Source organism: Chitinophaga terrae (ex Kim and Jung 2007) (assembly GCF_900107795.1).
Taxonomy (GTDB): domain Bacteria; phylum Bacteroidota; class Bacteroidia; order Chitinophagales; family Chitinophagaceae; genus Chitinophaga; species Chitinophaga terrae.
Map to the genome: position 1 here is coordinate 63,821 of NZ_FNRL01000005.1, position 26,172 is coordinate 89,992.

Consider the following 26,172-nt stretch of genomic DNA (forward strand, 5'->3'; position numbering starts at 1 on the left):
GGAGCGAGTTTTGGCATGCAAAGACGCAAAGGTTTTTTGGATCGGAGCGAATGATAGGACCGAAGCGGATTTTTAAGACCGCAAAGGAGCGGATGTTATATATAGGAATGTATAATTTGTTGCCTAATGGTTATTAGTTAATAAACCTCATATATTAGTCATATATACGTATTTACTCCCTCTACCATACCATCTTCCATATGTTCTCCGCTCCTTTGCGGCCTTAAAATTCGCTTCGGTCCAAAAAAATCTTTGCGTCTTTGCATGCCCAAACTCGCTCCGGTCTAAAAAAATCCTCTCCCCGATATACCATCCGCTCCTTTGCGGTCTTAAAAATCCGCTTCGGTCTTGAAACTCGCTCCGGTCAAAAAACCCTTTGCGTCTTTGCATGCCAAACTCGCTTCAAGCCATCACGAATACCGGTTTATCACATCATAGAAGCGGTCGCGATACCCGTCAGAGATCGGGATTGACTGGTTGGCTATCATGACCGTATTCTTCTCAACGCTGTTGATTTTGTTTAAAGAGACGAGGTAAGAGCGGTGAACACGGATGAATTTATCCGCCGGCAGGCGGGTCTCAAATGATTTAAGGCTGCGCAATGTAAGCACAGGCAGGTTATGTGTATAGATCTTTGTATAGTCTTTTAATGCTTCGATGAATAAAATATCTTCCAGGTTGATCTTAATGATCTTGTATTCTGTTTTAATAAAGATGTAATCGTTTACCCAGGCTTCTTCAACAGGCATGTTAACAGGCGCCAGGCTTTTCTGCTGGTTGGCCGACCAGCTTTCATTCACTTTGCCGGCAGCTTTAAGAAAACGTTCGAAAGGCACAGGTTTCAGCAGGTAATCCACTACATCCAGGTTAAAACCATCCAGGGCATATTCGCCGTACGCAGTAGTGAAAACTACCATAGGCGGATGCTTCAATGATTTCAGAAATTGAATACCGGTAATATCGGGCATTTTGATATCCAGGAACACCAGGTCTACCGGCTCCTGCTGGATAAAGCTTAACGCCGTAGCTGCATTCTCAAACTTACCTGCCAGGCTCAGGAAAGGGACTTTGCGGATATAATCCTCCATGATTTCCAGCGCCAGTGGCTCGTCGTCCACTGCAATACACCTTATCATTTTTTCAACGCAATTTTAAGATCAACAATAAATTGACTTTCCATTTCTTTTATGTCTATAGTATGCTCATTACTGTAAAGCATATCCAGTCTTTTTAATACATTCTGGAGCCCTATCCCGCCCTTTTCTGCCACTCTTTCCTTGAAATGACTGTTCCTGACTTCCAGGTTCAGCGTTTCATCAACGATGTCGATATTTATGTCAATAAAGGCATCTTCGGTATAACTGATCCCATGTTTAAAGGCATTTTCCACAAATGGAACAAGCAGCATAGGTTCTATACGCAACGAACCAGGGAAACCCGACATCCGGTAATCGATGTTAATGTCTTTTGGCAATCTTAAACGTTGAATATCAATATAATCCTGTAAATATTTCAGTTCCTGAGATAACAGCACTTTGTCTTCATTCGATTCATAGATCATATATCTCATAATCGTGGATAGCTTCAGGATCGCATGTTCTGTTTGTGTCGACTGTTTATGAGCCAACGAATAAATGGTATTTAGACAGTTAAAAAGGAAGTGAGGATTAATCTGCGACTTTAAAAATTTTAATTCCGCGTTTAATTTCTCCACTTTCAGTTCTTCCCGCTGTTTTTCACTTTTAAACCATTCCATGGCGATCTTGATGAAACCACTCATAAAAAGCATCAGTAATGCGAAGAATCCCGATCGCCGTAATACCTCCGGGAAGAATAAATATTGTAAAAGTTTCGGTTCCTCGCCGGCCGATAAAGTAACGCCCATTCTTGAAAAAGCCGGTGGTACGGGCTTTCCGTGTAATGTAGCCGGTATAGCCGGAACCGCCTGCACCCCGATTGTATCAAACCGACGTATATGGAACGGAGGAAACACCCGCTCTGTTACTAGTCCGTCATGATTTTTTTTATCTAATCTTAAAGCAATGAAAGGGGCACGGCGCGATACGTTCTTAAAGAAATAATAATCCAGCGTAGCCTGCTGGAAAGTGATAAATAACAACACCCCTATCATCAGGGCAAAGTAGGTAACTATCTTTTTCCCGTTGAAGAAACGGGGGATCAGTACATAAATATTCAGGTAGAATACACCGATGAGGAACAGGTTATCAATTAATTCTTTAATGAAAAACCCTGTGTGCAGGATCTGTATCCTGTAAATAAAAAACGGAAAGAATAAAAAACATGCCCAGCCGAGCACGTGTAAGGATATGACAAAGGGACGACTTCTGATAATTTGTTTTAGAGGCGGCATCACATTAATTAATGCGATAAACTTACAGCAGATGAGGTTAGCGTCGTGTTAAAGTTTGTTAATCCTATATAAGGGTTTGTTAAATTTAATTTTATTATTAAAATCTGATTAAAACTAGTATAACCACGGCACAAAATAGTTAGATAGGTCATCTAACTACTTTATGACGTGGTTATTTACGTTGTAAGCCTGGTTATTGAAAATCCGTTATATGCATTGCCAATAGTTCTTCCCGGGAAATCGAAGGCATTTCATTATGCACAATCTTTTCAGCTACGCGCTGGCCTACTTTAACAGCATTTTCCCTTGTTTTGAAAACATGTTTGCCTGGCACGCCGGGAATAATATTCTGGTATATGAATGGCTGTCCGTCGAGGATAATCTTATATCCCCATCCTCCATCCACTTCAAACGGCGCTACCTGCGCTACCGGTTGCCGGTTATCGTCGCTTTCCTTACCCGGAAGCCAGCATAAACCTATCAAACAGATAAGCGCGGCGCCTACACCTATTATTATTTTGTTTCGTTTAGTCATTCTTGTTATACTCAGCGTTCGGATAAAATTCCAACATATCATCAAAAGGCTGGTTATTGGAAACACCCAACACCACAAAGCCACGGTCTTTAACATTGAAGCCGGTAGCGCCTGTTCTTGCAGCTCCTTCAAAATCGGTCTTCTGCGTCCAGCGGTCATTTTGCGGGTTGTATTCCCAAACGGCGGACGAGAGGCTTCCTTTAGTTCCGGATACAATGTAACCTTTGCCCCCTATGGCAAACGACGCTGCTCCGCTACCTTTGAAGTTATAAGAATCATCGAAACTGCTGTCGCTCACATTGTCAATAGAGTTCAGCGTAGCCCAGCTCTTGGTATCTCCGTCGAAAACGTAGAAATCAGTAATAAAGGTGGAATTCGCGGTACCCATACAAACATAAGCCTTGTTGCCGATCACGAATGCAGATGCATCCTGCCTTTTACCGCTGATCATGGCCTGCGCCTGCGTCCAGGAATTGGTAGCCGGGTTATATTCCCAATTATCTACCTGCCAGTTGCCATCGTACCCGGTAGCGATGTATCCAAAGTCCTTCAGTCCGAAAGCTACGGCGCCGTAACGAGGGGTGCCTCCAAAGTCGGCCTTCCTGGTCCAGGCATTAGCATCAGGGTTATATTCATAGAAATCGTTCAGCTTATTTATGCCATCGTACCCTGTACCTATGTAGCCTTTGGTACCGATAGCCATACCTACTGCGCCACTTCTTGCAGGTCCATCAAAGGGGGCAACATTCGTCCACATATTCTGATCTACGTCATAAGCCCAGAAATCCTTCAAGCGGTCATTCCCATCGTAACCCGTTCCTACATAAGCTTTATTACCGATAACAAAAGAAGCTGCATTACTTCTTGCAACCCCGCGATATTGAGGACGCTTCTTCACCCAGTTCCCTAAATAGGTAGTGCTGGTAGAACTCTTTGAACAGGCCGCCAGGGAAGCCATCAATAATAAACAATAACCTTTTAAATAACGCATTAGCATGTTCTTTTTACTGTAGCCAAAATTATCGGCCGCAGCATTCCATCAAACAGGAAATAGCTGTTTTCCTCATTTTAACGGACGGACACCCCTTTTTTATCTACCAAAAGGTTTCTTTAGCCACTAACCCCCAATTCTATACGATAAGCAGCATAACCAGTTTATCCGTTCGTTCATCGATAAATTTTGGCAGTTGGCATATTAAACCAACTGAAAGTACCTAACCTGTCTAAAATTGCGCACCATGAAGCGTACCAGGTATCAAATAATCAGACAACTTTACAGCTACAGCGCCGTATTGTTACTGGCCATCCTTTCCTCCTGCGAGAAAGCAGGATTTAGTTATAATAATATTGTAGATAATAACCAGCAGACTGACTATATACTATCAGATACGCTCACAGTACAGGTTAGTACCATCAAACAGGATTCTATTCCCACTTCCGGAACAGGAGTGCTTCTGACAGGAAGAAAAGCAGATAAATATTTCGGCACCACTACCATTCAAAGCTATTTCCAGATAGCCCAGCCACCGGCTACCGATATACCTAAAACCGGCTCGCAGTTCGACTCCCTGCGGCTTATCATGCATCCAAACGGGTATGTGGCGGGCGACTCGCTGATCGAACAATCTTTCGAGGTATACAGGGTTACCAATACCATCCAGATAGCTAAAAACCTCTATTATCTCTATAACAACAACAGCTTCCCTACAGAAGCAACGCCCCTGGGCAGCTTCCGTGGCATAATAAGACCGCATACCGATAAGCAACTATCTATCCCTCTGTCTGCTGACCTTGGTCAGCAATTATTTGCCATGGTGAGAGATAAAAGCCCCGATGTTACAGACAATGCGAAGTTTATGGACTTCTTTAAAGGACTGAACATACGGCCTACTGCAAAAAGTGCTACCGTATCAGGTTTCGGGGCTGCGGATACCAGTTTATACGTCCGCCTGTACTATCATGTTAATGAGCTGATAACTACAGTAAAATATATTGACCTCAAAATGCAGGCGCCTAACCTGCAATTCAACCAGGCAATCACCGACCATACAGGCACTCCCCTGGCGCCGTTTAATGGTAATGTAAACAGTCTTCCATCCACCGCCACCGGCAACGTTGCGTTTTCTCAACCGCTGATGGGCGCTGCTATACGTATAGACATCCCTTATATTAAATCACTGGCGTTTATGGGACAATACTTCAAGATCATGAAAGTATACCTGTACCTGCAACCATTGTCGGATAGCTATATAGCGCCCGACAGGCTGCCGCCCAGGCTCGCCATCTGCCAGGCAGATAAGCTGAACCAGGTAACAGATACCCTGGCCTACGGAGAATTAAGAATAGATAAGGAGTTCAACGTTAATACCAGCTACACGTTCGACATCACCAATTACGTGATAAAAGAACAAACAGTTACCGACTATAATTCAAGGAGCCTGTTCGTTACGCCCAGTTCAATGGATGTACAAACAACATTAGACAGGCTGGCGATCGGCGATCAGCGTAATCCTAAAAACAAACTAAAAATTCAGCTGTACTACCTGCTGTATAAATAAGAAAATCTCATGCGCATTAAATTATATAGCGGCTTGTTGTTATTGAGCTTAACCAGTCTTACTGCGAAAGCGCAACACGGTCTGAATTCCATCTATTCCGCCTATGGGATCGGCGACCTTGAAACCAGGGACTACAGCCGCAATTTCGGTATGGGAAGCGCAGGAATAGGACGGCATCATCCCGGCTACCTGAACGAATTAAACCCGGCATCTTACGGCGCTTTGCCTTCCCAAAACTTTATGTTCGACATCGCGATCCGGGGACAGCAGGTTAGTTACCAGGGAACAGGTATCTCGCAAACCGCCGGCGACCTGAACTTCAAACGCCTGGCCGTAGGTTTTAAAGCTGCCAAATTTTGGGGCTTCAGCGCCGGCATTACTCCTTTCAGCAGCATCGATTACAAGATCACCAACCAGCAATACATGTCGGGAACCGGCGCCCCAATTATCGCTACCACTACAGGAACGGGCGGTTTAAACAGGGCTTACCTGTCCAACGGTTTCCAGATCAATAAACACTTTTCAGCAGGTGTTTCCACCGCTTTCCTGTTTGGCCCGCTGAATACTTCCAAATACATAGGCAACGACTCTGTTCAGACCCAGTATAACAAGTATGCATTCAATCCAAACTTTACAGCCGGCGCTCAATATACCGGCAAAGTATGGGGCGACTGGAACCTTGGCCTGGGCGCTACCTATCGTTTTAAAACAACGCTGAAGATCCAGGAAAAGCTGGCCATTGTAGCGCTGGATGGTTCTACCCTCTATACCAAAGAGCAGGATCCTTCTTCCTTCACTATCCCAACTGAAATAGGTTCAGGTATTTCCCTCAGCAACGGAACATTCACCTGGGTAGCTGATTACCGCCGCCAGCAATGGAATACATTAAAAGAAAAAGGAGCGAACTACAGCTACCAGGACGGTGAAAGATTTGCAACCGGTATTGAATACGCCATCCAGAAAAAATATTATAATCTATCCTATGAAGGAGCCATCCTCCAGGCAGGGTTCAGCTATAACAAACTCCCCCTGGTAATAGGCGCCACGCAGGTAAAAGATGTAAGCGGCACTTTAGGTGTTTCCTTACCTAACCGCAACGGGCAACTACGTTATTACTTAGGCCTGGAAGCGGGCCAACGCGGTTCCAACGGCGGCGCTATGGTGAAAGAAACCTACTTCAACGCCATGTTCAACTTCAGCCTGCGCGACCTTTGGTTCCTCAAACGCCTCTCCCAGTAGTTGCACGCAGAGAAGCGTAGTGGCACGCAGAGACGCAAAAGAAGCAAAGAGCGCAAAGGATTTTTTTAAAGTGAAATAAGAAAGCAAAGAGAGCGAAGATTATGTTATTTAGCACAATCTTCGCTCTCTTTGCTTTCTTATTATTCCTTAATAATCTTAATTCCTCTTAAAAAAATCCTTTGCGCTCTTTGCTTCTTTTGCGTCTCTGCGTGCAACTACTCTCTGCGTGCAACCTCGCTGAGCAAGAAGTCGCGGAACCAATAGCCTGAGGCTTTGATGGTGCGTTGCTGGGTGAGGAAGTCGACATATACCAGTCCGAAACGGGCCCTGTACCCTTCGGCCCATTCGAAGTTATCGGTGAGCGTCCAGGCGAAATAGCCATCAACCGGTATGCCTTCCTTCCTGGCTTTCAGGACGCCTTGTAAGTATTCCTGGTAGTAGGCGATCCGGTTATCGTCGGCAACCTGGCCATTGTTCAATTCGTCGGGAAATGCGGCGCCGCCTTCTGTTACTATCAGGCGCTTTACCTGTGGATAAGAGGCAAATTGCTTCAGCACTGCATACAAACCATCTCCGTTTATTTCCCAGCCTAACGCGGTTACCGGCACCTGCCTGTATTTAGGTTTTACTTCGGCGATACGAAGGATAGGCATGAAATAATTGTACTTTACAACAAGCGGGAAATAATTCTGCACACCGATAAAATCAAAGTCGAAGGCTAGTTTATCCCAGTCGCGCCATAGGGCGTAGCGCCTTTCTATCCGTTTCAGTAAAGGGAAATCATCTGTCGGGTAGCCCATGCCCAGGGTGGGTTCAAGGAAAAGACGGTTGAAAAGGGCGTCGGCCCGCCTGGCGGCTTTAAGATCCGCTTCGCTGTTGGTATAGGGAACGATCTGGGAGCAGGAGAAAGCGGTACCTATCACAGCACCCCGTACTTCTTCCCTCAATACATTGGCTGCCGCGGCCTGGGCCAGCAACGCGTGATGCACAGCCGGCAGGAACCAGGAAAGCCCGAATTTGCCGGGCGCATGTACGCCCAGCATATATCCCAAGGCAGTAAAGCCAAAGGGTTCGTTTAATACTATCCAGTGTTTTACTTTACTCCCGAATTCCCTTGCACAGATCCTCGCATATTCTTCAAATGCAAATACCACTCCCCTGTGCGCCCATCCTCCTTTCTTTTCCAGCGTATCCGGCAAATCCCAGTGGTAAAGGGTTACATAAGGTTCCAGTCCCACTTCCAGGCAGGCGTCTATCACTTTATGGTAAAAATCAATGCCGGCGCGGTTTACAGGACCGGTACCATGAGGCAGGATGCGGGACCAGGAGAAAGAGAACCTGAAAACAGTAAAGCCAAGTAATTTGGCCAGTAATATATCCTGGGTATACCTGTTGTAAAAGTCAGTTGCTACCTGGGCATGGCTGTTATCCTTGATCTTTCCTTTACGGGAGGTGAAAGTATCCCAGATAGAAAGTCCCCGGCCATCGGCATCGAAAGCACCTTCGTTTTGAAAAGCAGAAATGGTGACTCCCCAAAGGAAATCATCACCAAAATCTTTGCGTGTAATCATTTGCAAGCCCCGTTAATTGGAAAATTCCGCAAAACAATTGCAGTTTACGACAGTTTTTGCTTAAAAGCGAAGAGAGGAATGTTAAAAAAGCATTATATATTATTGGACGTGAAGACTTTAATTATCTGCATGTTCGTCTAGCCACTGCTTAACGATATAATAGGCTTCCCTGCAATAGGGACATTGGAAATCGCCGTATTCCACTATTTCTATCGCCGCCTCTTGGGGACCGAGAGCATGATCTTTTGCATTCACTGCCGGGGTAAGCGTAGCCATTATCAGTTAGATTTTAAGTTCTCCAAAGCATTGAGGATGCCGTCTGCACCCGGGTTCTCACCAATTGGCGACAGGTAGCTCCATTGAATGATCCCATTGGCATCAATTACAAAAAGCGCCCGCTGGCTGATCCCTTTTTCGTATACCCCATAACGTTCGGATACCGCGCCTTTGGGTTCAAAATCAGACAACAGGTCGAAATTCAGCTGCCTGGCTTTTGCAAAGGCTTTATGGCACCACGCGCCATCGACCGATATGCCCAGCAGTTCAGCGTTGTATTTCTCAAAATACCTTGACATTTCATTGTATAAGGTCATCTGGTCGCTGCATACCGGGCTCCAGTCGGCCGGGTAAAATGCCAGGATCACGTTCTTGCCTCTTAGGTTGCTGAGCGTAACAGTGCGTTCCGGGGTGGCGCTCAGGGTAAAATCGGGGGCTTTATCTCCTTTTTGTAACATAGACGGCGTAGTTTTAGTGGACTAATATAACAGATGAACCCCTTTAAAGTTTGATGCAAACAAAAACGCCACGGTGGCGGTCCGTGACGTTTTGCAAGTAATGAATATGCACTTCTAATACTTAACTTTAATGGTGTCGGCCGACATCTTCACTTTTTGAGCAGGGCGGCCTTCCACAACTTTTTCACTATTCTTGGAGTTGGTGGTTGTTATCAGTATTACCCCTTTTTTTGCTCTTTCGCCATAGATGGCAATAGCGCTTTCATCTTTCAGGACATTGATAGAACTGATCTTGTCGGGGTTGATCTGCGACCACTTGTCCTTTTCCGGATCTACGGGTACGCCGTCAACTATCACCAGCGCTTCAGCTGCCAGGGCCTGGAATTTATCCTGGTTCTCTTTATCTCTTAATACTACCCGGACGCTGGGCGTATCCTGCTTTACGGCAGCTACACCCTTTGCGTGGCCTTCTACCACTACAGGTTCAAGGCGGTCGTTAGTGAAAGTAGTGCTGCCGTCTTTTAACTCGATTACAATTACCCCATTCTTGGCCTGCTCACCATACTTATCGATGTACTTTTTAGCGCCTTCGTTATCGCCTTTGAATACAGAGATAGACTTGATCTTATCGCTTTTTTGCAATGCGTCCAGCTCTTCGCGCGTCGCTTTCTTGCCGTTAATGATGTAGATCGGTTCTTTTCCTGGCTTCACTCCTCTTAGTGATACTCCGTCGTCTTTAGTTACTTTTTTTACAACCGGCGCTTTCTTTGGAGTACTTGTGTCTACTGCCGCCGGCGGAACCGGAACAGTTTCTTCAACTGCATGCCCGGAGGCAGGAAGTATGCTGGCCGGTATTAAGGAAGAGGCTTTGCTGTAGTTGAGCAACAACACCATCCCCCCTGCCAGAGACCCTAACACTAAATAGCGCAGCAGCTGGTAACGTGAAGAACGTTTACTGTTCATCATAAAAATCCTGTTTTTTAGATGTGAGAAATTGAAATTGTTTGCGATGGCCGTCGCAGTTGGGATCCCACTTACTTTTATCAAACTGTATTGATATGCTACTTTATCGACGCCCTGCCGCAGCAGGTACCTGTCTGTAATAAACTCCAGGTTTTCCCGGATCGCTGATTTCATCAGCCAGGCGCCGGGATTGAACCAGTAGAAAATATTATTGATCTCTCCTACCAGCACATCCATGGTATGCCATTGTTTGACATGTACAGTCTCATGGTGAATGATGGCGTCAATTTCATCGGGTTGGTGAAGAGAAGGATTGATATAGATATGATTGAAGAAAGAAAATGGATTCACAGGTTCTTTCAGTACCTGGACAGTTGTTTCATTAACCTTACGGGTATGAGACTTCCTGTGCAAAACGAACAGCGACCATAGCTGGCCTGCCAGTCTTACAGCCATTACGCCAACTCCTACCCAGAAAATATATACAATAAGGGCCCAGCCGGAGAACGAAGGTTCGGCAACCTGCCACTGGCTGAAGTCGGGCACATATGTAACTACGGCCCCGGACAATGTTTCATGCCGGTTTATAAAATCGTCGATGGAAATAAAAGGATATATCGCAGAAAAAGCGATTCCACCCAGCAGGAACAACCTGTTCAACGTGTAAAACGTCAGGCGTCTTAACCCAAAGCGGTAAGCCAGGTAAAACAGCGTCAGTGCGATATTGGCCTTTAAGAGATAGATTAAAATAGCAGGAACCATGGCAACTTATTTTATAGTCTATTTACCTTTTTCGATCATGTTAATGATCTCTTTCAGTTCGTCGGGGCTGATCTTCTTTTCCTTTGCAAAGAATGTCACCAGCTCTTTATAGGAGTTTTCAAAGTAGTTCTTTACGAAGCCGTTCATAAACTTTTGCTTATAATCCGCTTCGGCGATGACAGGCGTATATTCATACACGTTGCCGATCTTCCTGCTTTGAAGGAACCCTTTCTTTTCCAGGTTCTTAATGGTAGAAGCCAGGGTAGTGTATGGAGGAACCGGGTCGGCATGTTCTTCGAGGAAATCTTTTACAAAGCCTTTCCCTGCTTTCCATACAGCCTGCATGGCTGACTCTTCCTGTTGCGTTAGTTTTTCCATGATGATAATTTCATTTACGAAACTTTCGTAAATCTACGAAGTTTTCGTAACCCACCAAAATTTTTTTTTCACGCAAAGACGCAAAAGAAGCAAAGAGCGCAAAGGATTTTTTTTAAGGGGCAAAGTTTTTTAAGAGATTAAGAAGAATAAGAAATTTTTTAAGGGATAAAGTTTTTTAAGAAATTAAGAAGAATAGGAAATTTTTTAAGGGATAAAGTTTTTAAAGGAAGTAAAGAAGAATAAAAGTATATAAAAAGCAAAAGGATGAAAATCATGTCATATAACACAATCTTCATCCCTTTGCTTCTTAATTTATCTTAAAAAAATCCTTTGCGCTCTTTGCTTCTTTTGCGTCTTTGCGTGAAATTCCTGCGTGCAATCACTTCAGTACTTCTTCGAGTTTGGCGGCCAGGTCTTCGCCCCTGAGGTTTTTGGCGATGATCTTGCCTTTAGGGTCGATCAATACGTTCTGGGGGATGGCCCTTACGCCGTAAAGGTCTGCTACGGAGTTTTTCCAGCCTTTCAGGTCCGAAACATGCGTCCAGGTAAGTTTATCGGCGTCTACTGCAGCCAGCCATTTTTCTTTCTTATCGTCTAACGATACGCCAAGGATTTCAAAACCTTTGGATTTGAACTTGTCGTAAGCTTTTACAACGTTAGGATTTTCTGCACGGCAAGGACCGCACCAGCTGGCCCAGAAATCTACCAGCACATATTTTCCACGGAAGGAAGAGAGACTGATATTTTTTCCATTGGCATCGGCTTGTGAGAAGTCCAGCGCCATCTGGCCTACTGCCGTTTTACGGGCAGATTCAAGGCGTTTTGCGAACTCTTTACCTGAAGGTGAGCTCTTTGCTTCCTTGCTGAGTTTTTTATAGAGCGGAGTTACTTCAGCCGGTTTAATGTCGTACCCTGCCAGTTGATTCAACACAAACATGGCAATAGGAGAAGAAGTGTTTTTAGACAGGAAATCGCCTTCTATTTTCTTTTCTTCAGCATCCAAAGCATCAAATTCACTTTCCAGCTTCTTCATACCTTCTTCGTCCTTATTTTTAGCGAGTTCCCTGTATTTCTTCTGCAGTTCCGCACCTTTCTCGTTCACTTCTTTCAGCTGGTCGCTCAGTTTCTGGTAATCCTCATTCGCTTTGGAACCAGTTACGGTAGCCTTGCTGATAGAATCTGTAGTGTTGATAGCGATAGTGCCTTTATCAACGAAGAAGGCCAGCATATCGCGGCCCATGGATACTTTTTCGGCGCCGTTCTTTACCAGCATCAGGCTGGCAAGCGTAGGCTCTTCCAGCGTACCGGCAAATGCAAATTTTCCATCTTTTACAGCGGCGCTATCGATATATGCTTCCCCGGATTTCCGCATTCTTAAGTATACGGTTGCCGGTTGTCCCTGGTTTGCTACTGTACCCTGTATAGTAAACGGTTTGCCCGCTACGCTCTTTTTCTCTTGTGCAAACATCACTGCCGGAGCCAACAACGCAATCCCTACAATTATTTTTTTCATTGGTTTTTGTTTTACAATAACAAAATTGAAGAATCAACTTGTCAATATCAACCTGATTTTGATAAACGGCTATTTCAACACTTCTTCTAACTTCTGTTCCAGTTCGGCCCCGCGCAGGTTGCGTGCGATGATCTTCCCGGCAGGATCTACCAGGAAGTTGGTGGGGATTGATTGTACTCCGTACTGCACCGCCACTTCATTGCCCCAGCCCTGCAGGTCGGAAACCTGCGTCCATTCAAGGTTGTCCTGGTCTATGGCCCTTAACCACCTGTCGCGGTTATCGTCGAGCGATACGCCCAGGATGGTGAAATTCTTGTTCTTGTACTTGTGATAGGCTTTCACCACGTTAGGATTTTCCTGGCGGCATGGTCCGCACCAGCTGGCCCAGAAGTCGACCAGCACGTATTTTCCGCGGAAAGACGACAGTTTTACCGTTTGTCCTTTCGTATCTTTCTGTGAGAAGTCATCTGCCTGGATGTTGATAGCATTTGCTTTCAGGGAAGCCAGGTACGACTGTACTCCCTGCCCGTAAACCCCATCTTTCAGTTCTTTGTCCAGCGAATTAAAGAGCAACTGGAATTCTGCGGGCTCCAGCCTGCCGCGTAATTCGTTCATTAGCAACCAAATGCTGGCAATACTATGAGGATGCCCCTGGATGAAATCACGGCCCACTTTAACCAGGTCGTCATTAAAAGCATCCGCTTTTTTGCGGAAAGCATTTTTTGCAGGTTCATCTTCCGGCTTTATTTCCTTTGCTTCCGCATTCAAAGCCTGAGCCCGTTTGATCAAAGGAGCGATCGCTTTCTGGTAATCCTGCATAGCCTGGGTATTATCATTTCCTTTAACGGAAGTGGCGATCGGGTATGTTTCTTTGGCAGTAGTGATATGAATCGGCGCATCCCCTGTTACAAACAGCATCGGGTAAGGCACATCCTGTAATATGAGTGCATATACGGCGGGCTCTTTTCCGTGTTTCACTTTGAAAGTAAACTGGTCGTTCACAATTTTTACCGAATCGTCCGGGTTATTATCCCGGTCGTCATACAGGTAAATCGTCTTACCACTTCCTCCTTTAACAATACCAGTCACCTGCTGGGCGTCGGCGCTTAATGCCATCAACGCCATCGCAGCAAACAGCGATATTCGTTTCATTAAAAAATACTTTAATTGATTTGCGGGGTGTAATATACGAAGAGATTCCCGTGGTAGCGAGGGGATTAACTGATTTTATGACTCCTTTAAGGTTTCAATAAGCCCTAACAGCTTAATAACCAACGGGAAGCCAACAAACCAGTTAATCCGTCCGCCTTATTTGTGCCTTTTCTGCAGCACATTAATGACATCCGAGAGCTGGAAGCCTTTAGCCTGGAGCAATATCAGGTAATGAAACAGCAGGTCTGCCGATTCATTTAAAAACAGTTCATCATTGTTGTCCTTTGCCTCTATCACTACTTCTACTGCTTCTTCTCCAACCTTCTGGGCTATTTTATTGATGCCTTTGGCGAAGAGACTGGCGGTATAAGATTTTTCAGAAGGATTGTTCTTCCTGTCGGCGATGATGCCTTCCAGGGTATAGAGGAAATCGTTGCTGACATTCTGCTCATCCCAGCAGGTATCGGCGCCTGTATGGCATACGGGGCCAACAGGGCTGGCTTTAATGAGAATGGTATCCTGGTCGCAGTCTACTTTCAGATCTTTTACTATCAGGAAGTTGCCGCTTGTTTCTCCTTTTGTCCATAACCGGTTTTTCGTGCGGCTAAAGAAAGTGACCTTGCTTTCCAGCATGGTCTTTTCCAATGCTTCCTGGTTCATAAAACCGAGCATCAATACCTTACCGGTTTTATCGTCCTGGATGATTGCAGGAACCAGACCATCCGCTGATTTTTGAAAATCTATTTGCATGTTTGCCGATTATAAATTTAAAAGCGAATGTTTACCCCATTGTTATACAAGAAGGTTTTCAACGCCGGAATTTCTATTTCTTTATAGTGGAAAATACTTGCAGCCAGTGCGGCATCTGCCTGCGCTACTTCAAATACTTCCTGGAAATGCTCCATATTACCGGCTCCGCCCGATGCTATTACCGGAACGTTCAGTTGCTGCGCAAGCTGGCCTGTAATATCCAATGCAAATCCTTTCTTGGTTCCATCGTTATTCATGGAGGTTAACAGGATCTCGCCCGCTCCCCTGTTCACCGCTTCTTTTGCCCAGTCGAACGCTTTTATATCCGTTTTCACCCGGCCCCCGTTCAGGTAAACATACCAGTCGCCATCTTCAAAGCGGGTATCTATAGCCAGCACAATGCACTGGCTTCCAAATTCCCTGGATAGCTGGTCTATCAGTTCGGGGTTCCTGAATGCTGAAGTATTTACGGATATCTTATCGGCGCCGGATTGCAGCAATACGCTTACATCTGCCACAGAAGAGATACCTCCTCCAACGGTGAACGGTATATTGATATGCCTTGCAATGTCTGTAACCAGTTCTGCAAGGGTTTTACGTCTTTCGTTTGTAGCGGTGATATCGAGAAACACCAGCTCGTCGGCTCCCTGGGCGGCATACAATGCGCCCAATTCTACAGGATCGCCGGCATCCCTGATATTCTCGAAGTTAATTCCTTTAACTGTTCGCCCATCTTTAATATCAAGGCATGGTATAATACGTTTGGTCAACATATCTTCAATGATTTACAGGAATTGTTTTAATTCTTCCAATGTGATCTTTCCTTCATAAATAGCTTTCCCGACAATAGCGCCGCTGCAACCAATTTCCTGCAGTGCAACCAGGTCGGCAACGTTGCTTACCCCGCCTGAGGCTACAAAATTGATAGCCGGGAATTGCCGGAGGATCTTTTTATACAGGTCTACCGACGGGCCTTGCAATAAACCGTCTTTGGCAATATCAGTACAGAAAATGTTGGTCACTCCCGCCTCAATATTGCTTTCCAGGAAATCGAACACTGAAAGCTCAGTGGTTTCCAGCCATCCGCCTACGGCGATCATTTCATTCTTCACATCTGCCCCGAGAAATATCTTTTCGGCTCCGTATTGCTTTACCCAACTGAAAAAGAGCTGAGGTTCCTTCACTGCCACGCTGCCGATGGTAGCCAGGGAGGCGCCGCATTCAAATACGATATCGATATCTTTCGCGGTTTTTATTCCTCCGCCAAAATCTGTTACCAGGCTGGTTTTCCCGGCAATATTCTCCAGTACTTTCCAGTTCACTACTGCGCCTTTCTTGGCTCCGTCCAGGTCTACCAGGTGCAGGCGTTTCACGCCAATATCTTCAAATTCCTTTGCTACTTCCAAAGGATGTTCGTTATAGATCTTTTGCTGGCTGTAATCGCCCTGCGTCAGGCGAACGCATTTGCCGTCGATGATATCGATGGCCGGAATTATTTCGAATTTTTTGTTGGTCATAATCTGGTTGAGCGGCAATTCCATCCTGATGAAGTTAATACCGCCTTTGATGAAGTAATCGCCTTTGCTTTTATATCCCAGTTGCTCATAGAAGCTCACTGCCGTATCCCGTGCATTGCACCAGAGTAGGGAGATCTTTTCTTTGCGGCATATTTCTGCCAGGTGCGCCAATAACGCCTTCCCGTAGCCTTTCCCCCTGGCGCCGGGAGCGGTGGCCAGTTTCCTGAACTGCGCACTGCCTCCTCTGTCCAGGAACAGGGAAACCACTGTTACCAGCTCCGCTCCTTCAAATACGCCGAAATGCAATCCATCGGCATCGTGGTCCATTTTCATAGCGGCCAGCGATTCGCCAGGATACAGCACATCCCTGCGCAATTGCAAAGTATCATCGGCACTGATCAGTCTTATCTGCATACTAGATATTCAAAAAGTTCTGGATAATACGGGCGCCTGCTTCCGCCGATTTCTCGGGGTGGAACTGCACCGCGTAAAAATTATCTTTCTGCAGCGACGCGCTGTAGTTGATCACGTAGTTGGTGATAGCAACCGTATCGGCGCCCAGCGCGGCATAGTAGCTATGTACGAAATACATGTATGAATTTTCCGGTACGTGCTCGAACAATACGCTGTGCAGGTTGGCAATGTTATTCCATCCTATCTGCGGTATTTTCAGCAGGTTTTCGACGGGCGACTGGAATTTTTTCACATCCACGTCAAATACCCCGATGCAGGGCGTATCATTTTCTTCAGAATACCTGCAAAGCAATTGCATACCCAGGCAAATGCCCAATACGGGTTGTTTCAGGTCTGCGATCACTTTATCGAGGTTGCGTTCTTTCAAATACTGCATAGCAGTACTCGCCTCGCCAACCCCGGGAAAGATCACTTTATCAGCCGACCTGATCTCTTCGTGATCATCTGTCACAATACCGTTAACGCCTAAACGCTCTAATGCAAATTGCAAAGAGCGTATGTTACCGGCATTGTATTTTATAATAACTGTTTTCATATTATGCTTCCAACAAAATCTTTCACTGTTTTATTGATATCCTGGCTGCCCGACAGCGCCCTGATAAAAGCGGTTCCTATAATGGCCCCGTTGGCATTGGCAGCAGCCGCGTCGAAGGTCTTTTTATCCTTTATTCCAAAACCTACCAGCACCGGGTTTTTCAGTTGCAATCCTTTCAGTCTTTCGAAGTATGCTTTCTGGTCGCCCATTTCTTTATCTTTTCCTGTAGTGGAAGAAGAAGACACGGCGTAAACAAATCCCCTGCTTAAACTATCGATCTTCCTGATCCTGGCTTCGCTGGTTTCCGGGGTTACCAGGAAGATGAAATGAAGATTATGTTGTTCGAATAAGGCTTTGTATTCGCTTTCATATTCAGCCATCGGGAGGTCTGGCAAAATTACGCCATCTATCCCCAGTTCTGAACATTTTATACAAAAAGCTTCAATTCCATATGCCATAACAGGGTTCAGGTATCCCATAAGGATCACCGGTACTTGTATCTCTTTCCGGAAACCTTCCAGTTGGCTGAACAATACAGGAATGCTCATCCCGTTTTTAAGGGCCTGGGCGCTGCTGTCCTGGATCACCGGTCCATCTGCCAGCGGGTCGGAAAAAGGCATACCCAGTTCAATGATATCAGCGCCTGCTTCCTGCAATGCTTTCATTACCGGCAAGGTATCGTTCAGTTCAGGAAATCCGGCTGTACAATATATATTTAAAACGCCGTTAGGCTTTTTTGCAAAAAGTTGATCAATACGGTTCTGCATACTCCAGGTTATTTAGACATGTGACGGATATAGGTGTTCAGGTCTTTATCTCCGCGGCCCGATAAACACAGCACTACTGTATCATCTTTCTTTAGAGGAAGATCTTTCAGTTTTGCCAGGGCGTGAGCCGATTCCATAGCGGGGATAATGCCTTCCAGTTTACTGAGCTCGTACGCCGCTTCCAGCGCCTCCTCGTCTGTTGCCGACAGGAATTGTCCGCGGCCGGATTCATAAAGGTGAGCATGCATTGGCCCGATGCCCGGGTAGTCTAACCCTGCGGAAATAGAGTGAGGTTCCACTATCTGCCCGTCGTCTGTCTGCATCAGTAATGTTTTAGCGCCATGGATAATACCCAGCTTGCCCAGTTGCGTGGTTGCCGCCGAAAATCCGCTGTGTACTCCTTTACCGCCGGCTTCTACTGCAATGATCTTAACGGAAGGTTCATCCAGGTAATGGAAGTAAGTGCCTGCTGCATTGCTTCCGCCGCCTATACAGGCGACCAGGTAATCCGGCAGTTCACTGCCTGTCTGTTCTTTCAACTGTTTCCGGATCTCTTCACTGATCACCGACTGGAACCTTGCTACCATGTCAGGATACGGGTGCGGTCCTGACGCGGTACCCAGGATGTAATGGGTATCTACCGGGTTATTGATCCAGTCGCGGATCGCTTCATTGGTAGCGTCTTTCAGCGTCTGGCTTCCGCTGGTTGCAGGAACAACGGTGGCGCCCAGCATTTTCATACGGGCCACGTTAGGCGCCTGGCGCTCAATATCGATACTTCCCATGTATACCACGCATTCCATGTTCATCAGGGCGCATACAGTAGCTGTTGCCACCCCGTGCTGTCCTGCTCCTGTTTCTGCAATGATGCGGTTCTTGCCCAGGCGTTTAGCCAGCAGTATCTGCCCGATGGTATTATTGATCTTATGCGCGCCTGTATGGTTCAGATCTTCTCTTTTCAGGTAGATATTGGCGTTATATTTTTCTGATAACCTGCGGGCCAGGTACAAGGGGCTTGGACGGCCAACATAGTTACGCAGTAAAGCATCAAATTCCTGTTGAAAAGAAGGATCACTCAGGATCTGAAAATATTTTGTTTGCAATTCCTCGACGTTGGGATACAACATTTCAGGGATATAAGCGCCTCCGAACCTGCCATAATAGCCATTCTTATCTACATGATATTTGGAGTTGCCTGTATTGATCGCAATATCCATGACCAGTTATTTAGTTGTTGATGATTGAATTTGTTTTACAAAATGTGCAACCAGCGGAATATTTTTAATACCCGGGCTATCTTCAAATTTGCTGTTAACATCTACAGCGCTCATAGCCGGAAGTTCCAGTGTCAATATTTCGTCTGCCTGGTCCGGGGTGATCCCTCCGCTTAACAAAAAAGGATGTTTGAAGGGATAGTCGGCCAGCAACTGCCAGTTGAACCTTTTGCCGGTACCACCGTATGAATTTGGAGCTGCGGTATCAAACAAAAAATAATCGGTTACCTCGAGGTAAGGGGTCAGGGTTGCTTCCCATTCCATATCTTCCCCGATCCTGAACGCTTTGATCACCGGTACATGTTCCCGTACCGCGGCGGCAAAAGCGGGCGATTCATCTCCATGCAGCTGCACCATGTCCAAACCATAATCTGCCACTGTGCGCAGGATCTGTTCAACAGGCGCGTTCACGAAAACGCCTACTTTTTTAATATTCGTTGTTTCTCTTACAGAGCGGGCATCTATCTTGTTTCCCGCGAAACGCGGAGATCTTTCGTAAAAGATAAAACCAGCGTAGTCTACCCCGTTTTCCACCAACGAATTCAGGTCCGTTATTCTTGTAATTCCGCAAACTTTAATCTGCATAGGTTTATATTTTCTGTTGCAAAGCATTCAGTGTAGTCACAAACTGCTCAAATGCATAAGCAGGATCGCTCTCTTTCATGAAGCACTCTCCTATCAGAAATCCCTGGAACCCGGCTTGTTTCAGGGTAACAATAGCAGCAGGATCACTGATCCCGCTTTCCGCTACCTTTACTTTATCGGCAGGGATCTTTGGCGCCAGCTCGCAGGAGCGGTTAAAATCGACCTTGAAAGTGATCAGGTCGCGGTTATTCACTCCTACCAGGTGCGTATGCGCTGTTATCTTTTCCAGCTGCGGTTCGCTATGCACTTCCAGCAATACTTCCAGTCCCAGGCTATCGGCAAACTTCGCCAGCCGGGCCACTTCCGCTGCTTCCAGGCATTCCGCTATGAGCAGGATCACGTCTGCACCTATAGCCTTCGCTTCCAGGATCTGGTATTCGTCTATCACGAAATCTTTACGCAGGATAGGTATCTGGTTGATACTCCGGGCAGCTATCAGATCGGCGCTTGAGCCGCCAAAATACTGCTCATCTGTCAAAACTGAAAGTCCTGAAGCCCCATAACGGCAGTAAGCTCCTGTAACCGCTTCCACTGTTGCTTCGCCATTGATCAATCCTTTGGAGGGAGAACGGCGTTTGAATTCTGCTATGATACCTGTTTTATCCGGGCGTTGCAGGAATTCGCGCAGGGAGAATGGCTGGCGGTTAAAAGCTGATGACTGGCGCAGCACTTCTTCACTTCTCTCTTCTTTCCTTGCCGCCACTTCTATCTTCTTATGTGCTACAATTTCTGCTAAGATATTTTTCATGATGTATCGACTACGATTGCGATGCAATCAATTTTTTAAATGCGTTGTATGCGTTACCTGATTCCAGCGACTCTACGGCGGCGGCAAAACAGTCGTCGTACGAGCCGTATTTGCCGAGGGTATAAAGCCCCATCGCCGAATTGGCCAGCACTACGGAGTTCTGCGCCCAGGTACCTTCTCCTTTTAATATCTTCATAAAGATCTTTGCAGCGTCTTCTACCGAGTTTCCGCCATAAATATCTTCAGGATGTACCTTACGTTTACCCAACTGCTCCGGCGTCCAGTCCTGCTCTCCCTGGTTGGTGATCACTTTGGTATCGGCAGTCAGGGAAATCTCGTCATATCCGTCCAGGCTGTGAACGATCACGAATTTGCTATCTGTCTGCTGGAAAAGGTAATTATACACTCTTCCCATTTCCAGGTTATATACCCCTATCAGCTGGTGTTTGGCGAAAGCGGGGTTCACCAGGGGCCCCAGCATGTTAAAAAACGTACGAACGCCAAGTTGACGGCGTACCCCAGCCACATTTTTCAGGGCAGGATGGAATAATGGCGCGTGTAAAAAGCAGATGCCAGCTTCTTCCAGTTCAGTTCTCAGTTTTGCATCGTCGTTCTTGAACTTGTACCCTACGGATTCCATCAGGTTAGAAGCCCCGCTTACCGATGATACGCCATAGTTACCGTGTTTTGCCACTTTTGCACCGGCGCCGGCTACAACAAAGCACGACAATGTAGAAATATTAAACGTATTTTTTGCATCTCCCCCTGTTCCTACAATATCCAGTACATCGTAGCCGTCGAGGTTCACAGGAATGCAGAGTTCCAGCAATGCATCGCGGAAACCAAGCAGCTCGTCGATGGTAATGCTGCGCATCAGGTAAACCGTCATGAAAGCTGCCAGCTCGCTTTCGTTATACACACCCTTTGAAATATTTGTCAGGATGTCTTTAGCCGCCTGGCGGCTGAATGTTTTATGTTCGAAAAGGTAATTCAGAATTTTTTTCATGGTGATAACTTTTAAAAGCCAGTCTAATCAAATAGTGAAACATCAGTTATTTAACCAGTTCCTCATTATTTGCTCGCCCTGCGGAGTTAATACGCTTTCAGGATGGAACTGCACACCACACACATCGTATTTGTCGTGTTGTACTGCCATTACAAATCCTTCGTCGTCTTTCGCGGTTACAATCAACCCGGCGGGGATGGTAGCTTCATCGATCACCCATGAATGATAGCGCCCTACTTTCAGTTGTTTTGGCAGTCCTTTGAACAGGCGGCCATCTTCAGCAATTATATTCACATCGGTAGCCACGCCGTGGTACACTTCCTTCAGGTTGGTGAGAGAAGCGCCAAAAGCCTGCCCTATGGCCTGTTGCCCCAGGCATACGCCGAAGATGGATTTCGTAGGCGCATATTCTTTGATCAGCGGCAGCAGCAAACCTGCTTCTTCCGGGATACCGGGGCCGGGCGATAAAATGATCTTATCGTAGTTATTCACTTTCTCCAAAGGAATTTCATCGTTGCGGACAACGGTTACCTTTCCGTTGATGATCTTTTCAACCAGGTGAACAAGGTTATATGTAAATGAATCGTAGTTATCGAAAACAAGAATATTCATATCAGATATTTTGTGCCAGGATGATGGCTTGTTTTAATGCATTCAGTTTATTGTTGACTTCTTCCAGTTCTGAAGTAGCTACTGATTTAGCAACAACGCCAGCACCGGCCTGATAGTAGAGTGTGTTCATTTTACTGAGTATGGAGCGGATCATGATGGCATGATTGAAGTTGCCGTCGAATCCCACAGCGCCGATACATCCGCCATAGAACCCTCTTGCAGTGGGTTCGTACTGATCGATGATCTCCATTGCCCTGAATTTAGGGGCGCCCGACAGGGTGCCTGCCGGGAAAGAAGCAGCCAGTAAAGCGAAAGGATTCATCTTAGGATCAACCTTTCCTATCACTTCGCTCACCAGGTGGATCACATGTGAATAGAAATGTACTTCCCTGTAAGACGCTACCTGCACATCTGAAGCGTTGCGGCTCAGGTCATTTCTTGCCAGGTCTACCAGCATTACATGTTCTGCGTTCTCTTTAGGATCTTCCAGCAGTTTGTTTGCCAGCAGTTTATCCTGTGCGTCATCTCCTGTTCTCCTGAAAGTACCTGCAATCGGGTGTATGGTAGCTTTGCCGTTGTTGATCACTATCTGCGCTTCAGGAGAGGAGCCCATTAATTTGTAATCGCCGTAATCGAAGAAGAAGAGATAAGGTGAAGGGTTGATGGAGCGGAGTGCGCGGTATACGTTAAATTCGTCGCCCTTGAAAGATTGCTGGAAAGCGCGGGAGAGTACTACCTGGAAAACATCGCCCCTGAAACAGTGTTGTTTCCCTTTTTCGACCATGGCGATGTATTCTTCGTTGGTCATATTGCTTTTCTCTTCTCCTATCGCCTGGAACGGATAACCTGGCGAGTCTTTGTGGCGGATCAGCGATTCTATCAGTTCAAAGTCGCTATCGAGCCCGTCTACCTGGTTCTCACAAAGATAAAGTTCATCTTTAAAGTGATTGATAGCGATGATGTATTGGTAGTACCGGTAGCGCATCAGCGGGATGGTATTACCGTTCTGTTTATCTTTATTGAAGTTGATGGTTTCAAAGAATTGCACTGCATCATAGGTCGTATATCCAAATAAGCTCTGGGCGGCTGGTACAGGGTGTTTTCCTTCGAATGAGAAATTGCCGAGGAAACGTTGCAATTCGTCTAATACCTGTTGTTTGTTATTCAGTTCCTTTTTTTCAACAGGTTGATTAGGATATTTAAATTCAAATTTGCTGGTAGAAGTCACTTCTATACCGCCTATTGGCTTTACGCAGATAAAAGAGTAACTGTTTTCACTTGCCCGGTAATCGGTGCTTTCCAATAGAATAGAGCCTGGGAATTTGTCTCGTAACCGCAGATATATTCCAACCGGTGTGAATATATCGGCCAACATCTTTTTGGATCTCGTTTTTACTTGGATGGTACGCATGATGTATTGGGTGAAAGGTTTGTTTTTTTTTGGTTTCAGAATGGCCTAAAAAGTCAGAAGGCCCGCTGTGTAACAGCGAGCCTTCTAATTAAATATATTTCTATACGAAACATGGCACTGTAACACAGATCAGGAATTGATTCCGTGCCACCACCAATGTTTGTTTATATTTTTAGCGATATTTTGCATAACGGGGACAAATTTGTAACAATTTTCTTATAAATGCAAATTTTTTTGTGGAAGGTTCACGCAAAGGCGCAAAGAAGCAAAGCCCGCAAAGAAATTTTTTTAAGGAAAATAAGGAAGCAAAGGGAACGAAGATTATGTTATATAATATAATCTTCGCTTCCTTTGCTCTCTTAGCTATTTCCTTAATATCTTATTTCACTTAAAAAAATTCCTTTGCGGGCTTTGCTTCTTTCGCCCCTTTGCGTGAAAATCACAACACTCCTTTGGTAGACGGAAGCTGCATCCGGTAAGGGTTGCGCTTTACCGCCATTTTGATCGCCTTGGCGAAAACCTTGAATATTGCTTCGATCTTATGATGCTCATTTTCCCCTTCGGCTTTAATATTGAGATTGGCTTTAGCGCCATCGGAGAATGATTTAAAGAAGTGGTAAAACATCTCTGTGGGCATTTCTCCTATCTTTTCGCGTTTGAAGGTAGCGTCCCAAACCAGCCAGTTGCGGCCGCCGAAGTCGATAGCCGCCTGTGCCAGGCAATCGTCCATTGGCAGGCAGAAACCATATCTTTCTATCCCTCTTTTATCGCCCAACGCCTTTGCAATGGCTTCTCCCAGCGCAATACCGGTATCTTCTATGGTATGGTGCTCGTCGATATGCAGGTCGCCTTTGGCGTTAATAGCCAGGTCTATAGAGCCGTGGCGGGCGATCTGGTCTAACATGTGATCGAAAAAGCCAAGCCCGGTGTGGATATCCGCTTTTCCTGTACCGTCGAGGTTCAGGGAAATAGTGATATCTGTTTCATTGGTCTTGCGTTCGTGTGTTACTGTTCTGAGACCTACTTTCAGGAACTCGTAGATGCGGTTCCAGTCGGTCGTTTCCAGGGCGATAACATCCCTGAGCGCGGCGGCGGAGTCGTTGACCTCCCCGCTTCCCAGGCCGGTACCTTCGTTCATCCAGATGGCTTTGGCGCCAAGGTTCTTGGCCAGTTCAACGTCGGTGATCCTATCGCCTATGACGAAGGAATTAGCCAGGTCGTAGCTGCCATCCAGGTATTTGATGAGCATGCCTGTACGGGGCTTGCGGGTAGGCGCATTGTCGGCCGGGAAAGATCGGTCGATGAATATTTCATCGAACTTCACCCCTTCGTTCTCAAAAGCTTTCAGGATGAATTGCTGGGCGGGCCAGAAAGTATCTTCCGGGAAGGAGTTGGTTCCCAGGCCATCCTGGTTGGTGACCATTGCCAGCTCATAATCCAGCTCTGCAGCTATCCTGGCCATATTTACAAACACCTTCGGGTAAAATTCTATTTTATCCAGGCTATCTATCTGGTAGGTTGGCGGTACTTCTCTGATCAGCGTACCGTCACGATCTATAAACAGGACCCTTTTCATGCAGATACTGATGTTTCTTTTGAGAGGTGAAAGGTTTTTAAGGCTTCTAATAAACGTACATTTTCTTCGGCTGTACCAACTGTGATACGCAGGCAACCCAGGCAAAGCTCTACTTTGCTGCGGTCGCGAACTACGATGCCCTGGTTGATAAGGAACTCATAGATCCCTTTTGCATCGGTTGTTTTAACCAGGATAAAGCTGGCATCGCTGGGGTAGATCTCGGTGATGATCGGCAACTGGATGAGGGCTGCAGACAAGAGGTCGCGTTCGATCACTATCTCCCTGATCCACTCATTTACCTTGCTTACATTGTCGAGCGCCTGCATAGCCAGCTCCATTGTTGCCTGGCTGATGTTGTAAGGCGCTTTCACCTTATTGAATGTATTGATGATCTCTTCCCCGGCAAACGCCATCCCTATACGCAAACCTGCCAGCCCCCAGGCTTTGGACAGGGTTTGCAGCACAACCAGGTTAGGATACTCTGTCAGTTCCTGAATAAAGGTTTTATGACGGGAGAAGTTGATATAGGCTTCATCTACCACTACAATACCATTAAAGTTATTCAGCAACAGCTCAATATCTGCACGGTTAATAGTATTACCGGTAGGATTGTTAGGAGAGCAGATGAAGATTAGTTTTGTATTATCGTCTATCGCCTGTTGCAATGCCGGGATATCCAGCTGAAACTCGGGCGTCAGGCTTACTTTACGGATCACCGCATCGTTGATGTGCGCGCTTACTTCGTACATGCCGTAGGTAGGCGGACAGAGGATCACATTGTCGGCACCGGGATTTACGAAGCAACGGTATAACAGGTCGATGGCTTCGTCGCTTCCGTTACCTATGAAGATATTCTGCGGAGGCACGCCTTTTACATCGGCCATTTTGTATTTCAGTTTCCATTGCAGCGGATCGGGGTACCTGTTATAGTTAACAGGCAGCGGGGAGCCGAAGTTATTTTCGTTGGCATCCAGGAATATTTCTGCCTTGCCTTTGAATTCGTCCCGGGCGGTCGAATAAGGTACCAGTCTTTTTATATTGTCCCTTGTGAGGGCGTTTAAGTCGAACATACTTACCAGTT

At 46.1% G+C, this 26,172-nt stretch carries 26 protein-coding genes; 2 read left to right on the forward strand and 24 right to left on the reverse strand.

Annotation, left to right across the window (positions count from 1 at the left end; all coding sequences use genetic code 11):
• Positions 1-410 precede the first annotated feature (410 nt).
• From BLV62_RS06730 to BLV62_RS06745, 4 genes are all read right to left on the reverse strand, one after another.
• Positions 411-1,136, reverse strand: coding sequence for a LytR/AlgR family response regulator transcription factor (locus BLV62_RS06730; RefSeq protein ID WP_089759989.1), 726 nt, complete (start codon positions 1,134-1,136; stop codon positions 411-413).
• Positions 1,133-2,317: a sensor histidine kinase gene (locus BLV62_RS06735; RefSeq protein WP_168927816.1), complete on the reverse strand. Its 1,185-nt coding sequence runs from the start codon at positions 2,315-2,317 to the stop codon at positions 1,133-1,135. The genes BLV62_RS06730 and BLV62_RS06735 overlap by 4 nt, the downstream gene beginning before the upstream one ends.
• Positions 2,318-2,564: 247 nt before the next feature.
• Positions 2,565-2,906 carry a DUF4907 domain-containing protein gene (locus BLV62_RS06740; RefSeq protein ID WP_168927817.1) on the reverse strand — a complete coding sequence of 114 codons (342 nt, stop codon included), beginning with the start codon at positions 2,904-2,906 and terminating at the stop codon, positions 2,565-2,567.
• Positions 2,899-3,897: a Kelch repeat-containing protein gene (locus BLV62_RS06745; protein WP_168927818.1), complete on the reverse strand. Its 999-nt coding sequence runs from the start codon at positions 3,895-3,897 to the stop codon at positions 2,899-2,901. Before BLV62_RS06745 ends, BLV62_RS06740 begins: the two co-directional genes overlap by 8 nt.
• Positions 3,898-4,144: 247 nt before the next feature.
• Here BLV62_RS06745 and BLV62_RS06750 point away from each other — a divergent pair, with 247 nt between their 5' ends.
• The gene (locus BLV62_RS06750) at positions 4,145-5,464 is read left to right on the forward strand and encodes a DUF4270 family protein (protein WP_089759996.1); all 1,320 of its coding nucleotides are present in this window, start codon (positions 4,145-4,147) and stop codon (positions 5,462-5,464) included.
• A gap of 9 nt (positions 5,465-5,473) precedes the next feature.
• On the forward strand, positions 5,474-6,703 hold the full coding sequence (locus BLV62_RS06755) for a hypothetical protein (protein WP_139169988.1): 1,230 nt from the start codon (positions 5,474-5,476) through the stop codon (positions 6,701-6,703).
• Positions 6,704-6,918: 215 nt separating this feature from the next.
• Here the strand turns inward: BLV62_RS06755 and BLV62_RS06760 are convergent, their stop codons facing one another.
• The 20 genes from BLV62_RS06760 to hisC all read right to left on the reverse strand — a co-directional run bounded on the left by BLV62_RS06760 (position 6,919) and on the right by hisC (position 26,161).
• Complete coding sequence (locus tag BLV62_RS06760) at positions 6,919-8,274, reverse strand: GH1 family beta-glucosidase (protein ID WP_089760000.1); 1,356 nt, start codon at positions 8,272-8,274, stop codon at positions 6,919-6,921.
• A gap of 117 nt (positions 8,275-8,391) precedes the next feature.
• A complete protein-coding gene (locus tag BLV62_RS06765; RefSeq protein ID WP_089760002.1) occupies positions 8,392-8,550 on the reverse strand; it encodes a DsbA family protein in 159 nt (52 codons plus the stop codon).
• Positions 8,551-8,552: 2 nt separating this feature from the next.
• Positions 8,553-9,008: a redoxin domain-containing protein gene (locus BLV62_RS06770; RefSeq protein WP_089760004.1), complete on the reverse strand. Its 456-nt coding sequence runs from the start codon at positions 9,006-9,008 to the stop codon at positions 8,553-8,555.
• Between the two features lie 114 nt (positions 9,009-9,122).
• Positions 9,123-10,733, reverse strand: coding sequence for a M56 family metallopeptidase (locus BLV62_RS28765; protein ID WP_089760005.1), 1,611 nt, complete (start codon positions 10,731-10,733; stop codon positions 9,123-9,125).
• A gap of 18 nt (positions 10,734-10,751) precedes the next feature.
• Positions 10,752-11,111 (reverse strand): BlaI/MecI/CopY family transcriptional regulator, encoded by a 360-nt coding sequence (locus BLV62_RS06780; RefSeq protein ID WP_089760007.1) that lies wholly within the window; start codon positions 11,109-11,111, stop codon positions 10,752-10,754.
• A 379-nt stretch (positions 11,112-11,490) separates the two neighbouring features.
• The gene (locus BLV62_RS06785; protein WP_089760009.1) at positions 11,491-12,624 is read right to left on the reverse strand and encodes a TlpA disulfide reductase family protein; all 1,134 of its coding nucleotides are present in this window, start codon (positions 12,622-12,624) and stop codon (positions 11,491-11,493) included.
• A 69-nt stretch (positions 12,625-12,693) separates the two neighbouring features.
• Positions 12,694-13,776: a TlpA disulfide reductase family protein gene (locus BLV62_RS06790; RefSeq protein WP_089760010.1), complete on the reverse strand. Its 1,083-nt coding sequence runs from the start codon at positions 13,774-13,776 to the stop codon at positions 12,694-12,696.
• 156 nt (positions 13,777-13,932) lie between these two features.
• Positions 13,933-14,526, reverse strand: a complete 594-nt coding sequence (gene hisIE, locus BLV62_RS06795) for a bifunctional phosphoribosyl-AMP cyclohydrolase/phosphoribosyl-ATP diphosphatase HisIE (protein ID WP_089760012.1) — start codon at positions 14,524-14,526, stop codon at positions 13,933-13,935.
• 17 nt (positions 14,527-14,543) lie between these two features.
• A complete protein-coding gene (gene hisF / locus BLV62_RS06800; RefSeq protein ID WP_089760013.1) occupies positions 14,544-15,299 on the reverse strand; it encodes an imidazole glycerol phosphate synthase subunit HisF in 756 nt (251 codons plus the stop codon).
• 12 nt (positions 15,300-15,311) lie between these two features.
• Entirely contained in the window at positions 15,312-16,457 is a 1,146-nt protein-coding gene (hisA, locus tag BLV62_RS06805) for a 1-(5-phosphoribosyl)-5-[(5-phosphoribosylamino)methylideneamino]imidazole-4-carboxamide isomerase (protein ID WP_089760015.1), read from the reverse strand.
• Position 16,458: 1 nt separating this feature from the next.
• Entirely contained in the window at positions 16,459-17,052 is a 594-nt protein-coding gene (gene hisH / locus BLV62_RS06810; RefSeq protein ID WP_089760017.1) for an imidazole glycerol phosphate synthase subunit HisH, read from the reverse strand.
• Positions 17,049-17,819 (reverse strand): tryptophan synthase subunit alpha, encoded by a 771-nt coding sequence (gene trpA, locus BLV62_RS06815; RefSeq protein WP_089760019.1) that lies wholly within the window; start codon positions 17,817-17,819, stop codon positions 17,049-17,051. Before trpA ends, hisH begins: the two co-directional genes overlap by 4 nt.
• A gap of 8 nt (positions 17,820-17,827) precedes the next feature.
• Positions 17,828-19,036, reverse strand: coding sequence for a tryptophan synthase subunit beta (gene trpB, locus BLV62_RS06820; protein WP_089760021.1), 1,209 nt, complete (start codon positions 19,034-19,036; stop codon positions 17,828-17,830).
• Between the two features lie 6 nt (positions 19,037-19,042).
• Complete coding sequence (locus BLV62_RS06825; RefSeq protein ID WP_089760373.1) at positions 19,043-19,678, reverse strand: phosphoribosylanthranilate isomerase; 636 nt, start codon at positions 19,676-19,678, stop codon at positions 19,043-19,045.
• Between the two features lie 4 nt (positions 19,679-19,682).
• Positions 19,683-20,486, reverse strand: a complete 804-nt coding sequence (gene trpC / locus BLV62_RS06830) for an indole-3-glycerol phosphate synthase TrpC (protein ID WP_089760023.1) — start codon at positions 20,484-20,486, stop codon at positions 19,683-19,685.
• A gap of 10 nt (positions 20,487-20,496) precedes the next feature.
• The gene (gene trpD / locus BLV62_RS06835) at positions 20,497-21,492 is read right to left on the reverse strand and encodes an anthranilate phosphoribosyltransferase (protein ID WP_089760025.1); all 996 of its coding nucleotides are present in this window, start codon (positions 21,490-21,492) and stop codon (positions 20,497-20,499) included.
• A 42-nt stretch (positions 21,493-21,534) separates the two neighbouring features.
• On the reverse strand, positions 21,535-22,104 hold the full coding sequence (locus BLV62_RS06840) for an anthranilate synthase component II (RefSeq protein WP_089760027.1): 570 nt from the start codon (positions 22,102-22,104) through the stop codon (positions 21,535-21,537).
• A gap of 1 nt (position 22,105) precedes the next feature.
• Entirely contained in the window at positions 22,106-23,515 is a 1,410-nt protein-coding gene (locus BLV62_RS06845; RefSeq protein ID WP_089760029.1) for an anthranilate synthase component I family protein, read from the reverse strand.
• A 439-nt stretch (positions 23,516-23,954) separates the two neighbouring features.
• Positions 23,955-25,091 carry a bifunctional histidinol-phosphatase/imidazoleglycerol-phosphate dehydratase HisB gene (gene hisB, locus BLV62_RS06850; protein ID WP_089760031.1) on the reverse strand — a complete coding sequence of 379 codons (1,137 nt, stop codon included), beginning with the start codon at positions 25,089-25,091 and terminating at the stop codon, positions 23,955-23,957.
• Entirely contained in the window at positions 25,088-26,161 is a 1,074-nt protein-coding gene (hisC, locus tag BLV62_RS06855) for a histidinol-phosphate transaminase (protein WP_211117723.1), read from the reverse strand. Before hisC ends, hisB begins: the two co-directional genes overlap by 4 nt.
• Positions 26,162-26,172: the final 11 nt, after the last annotated feature.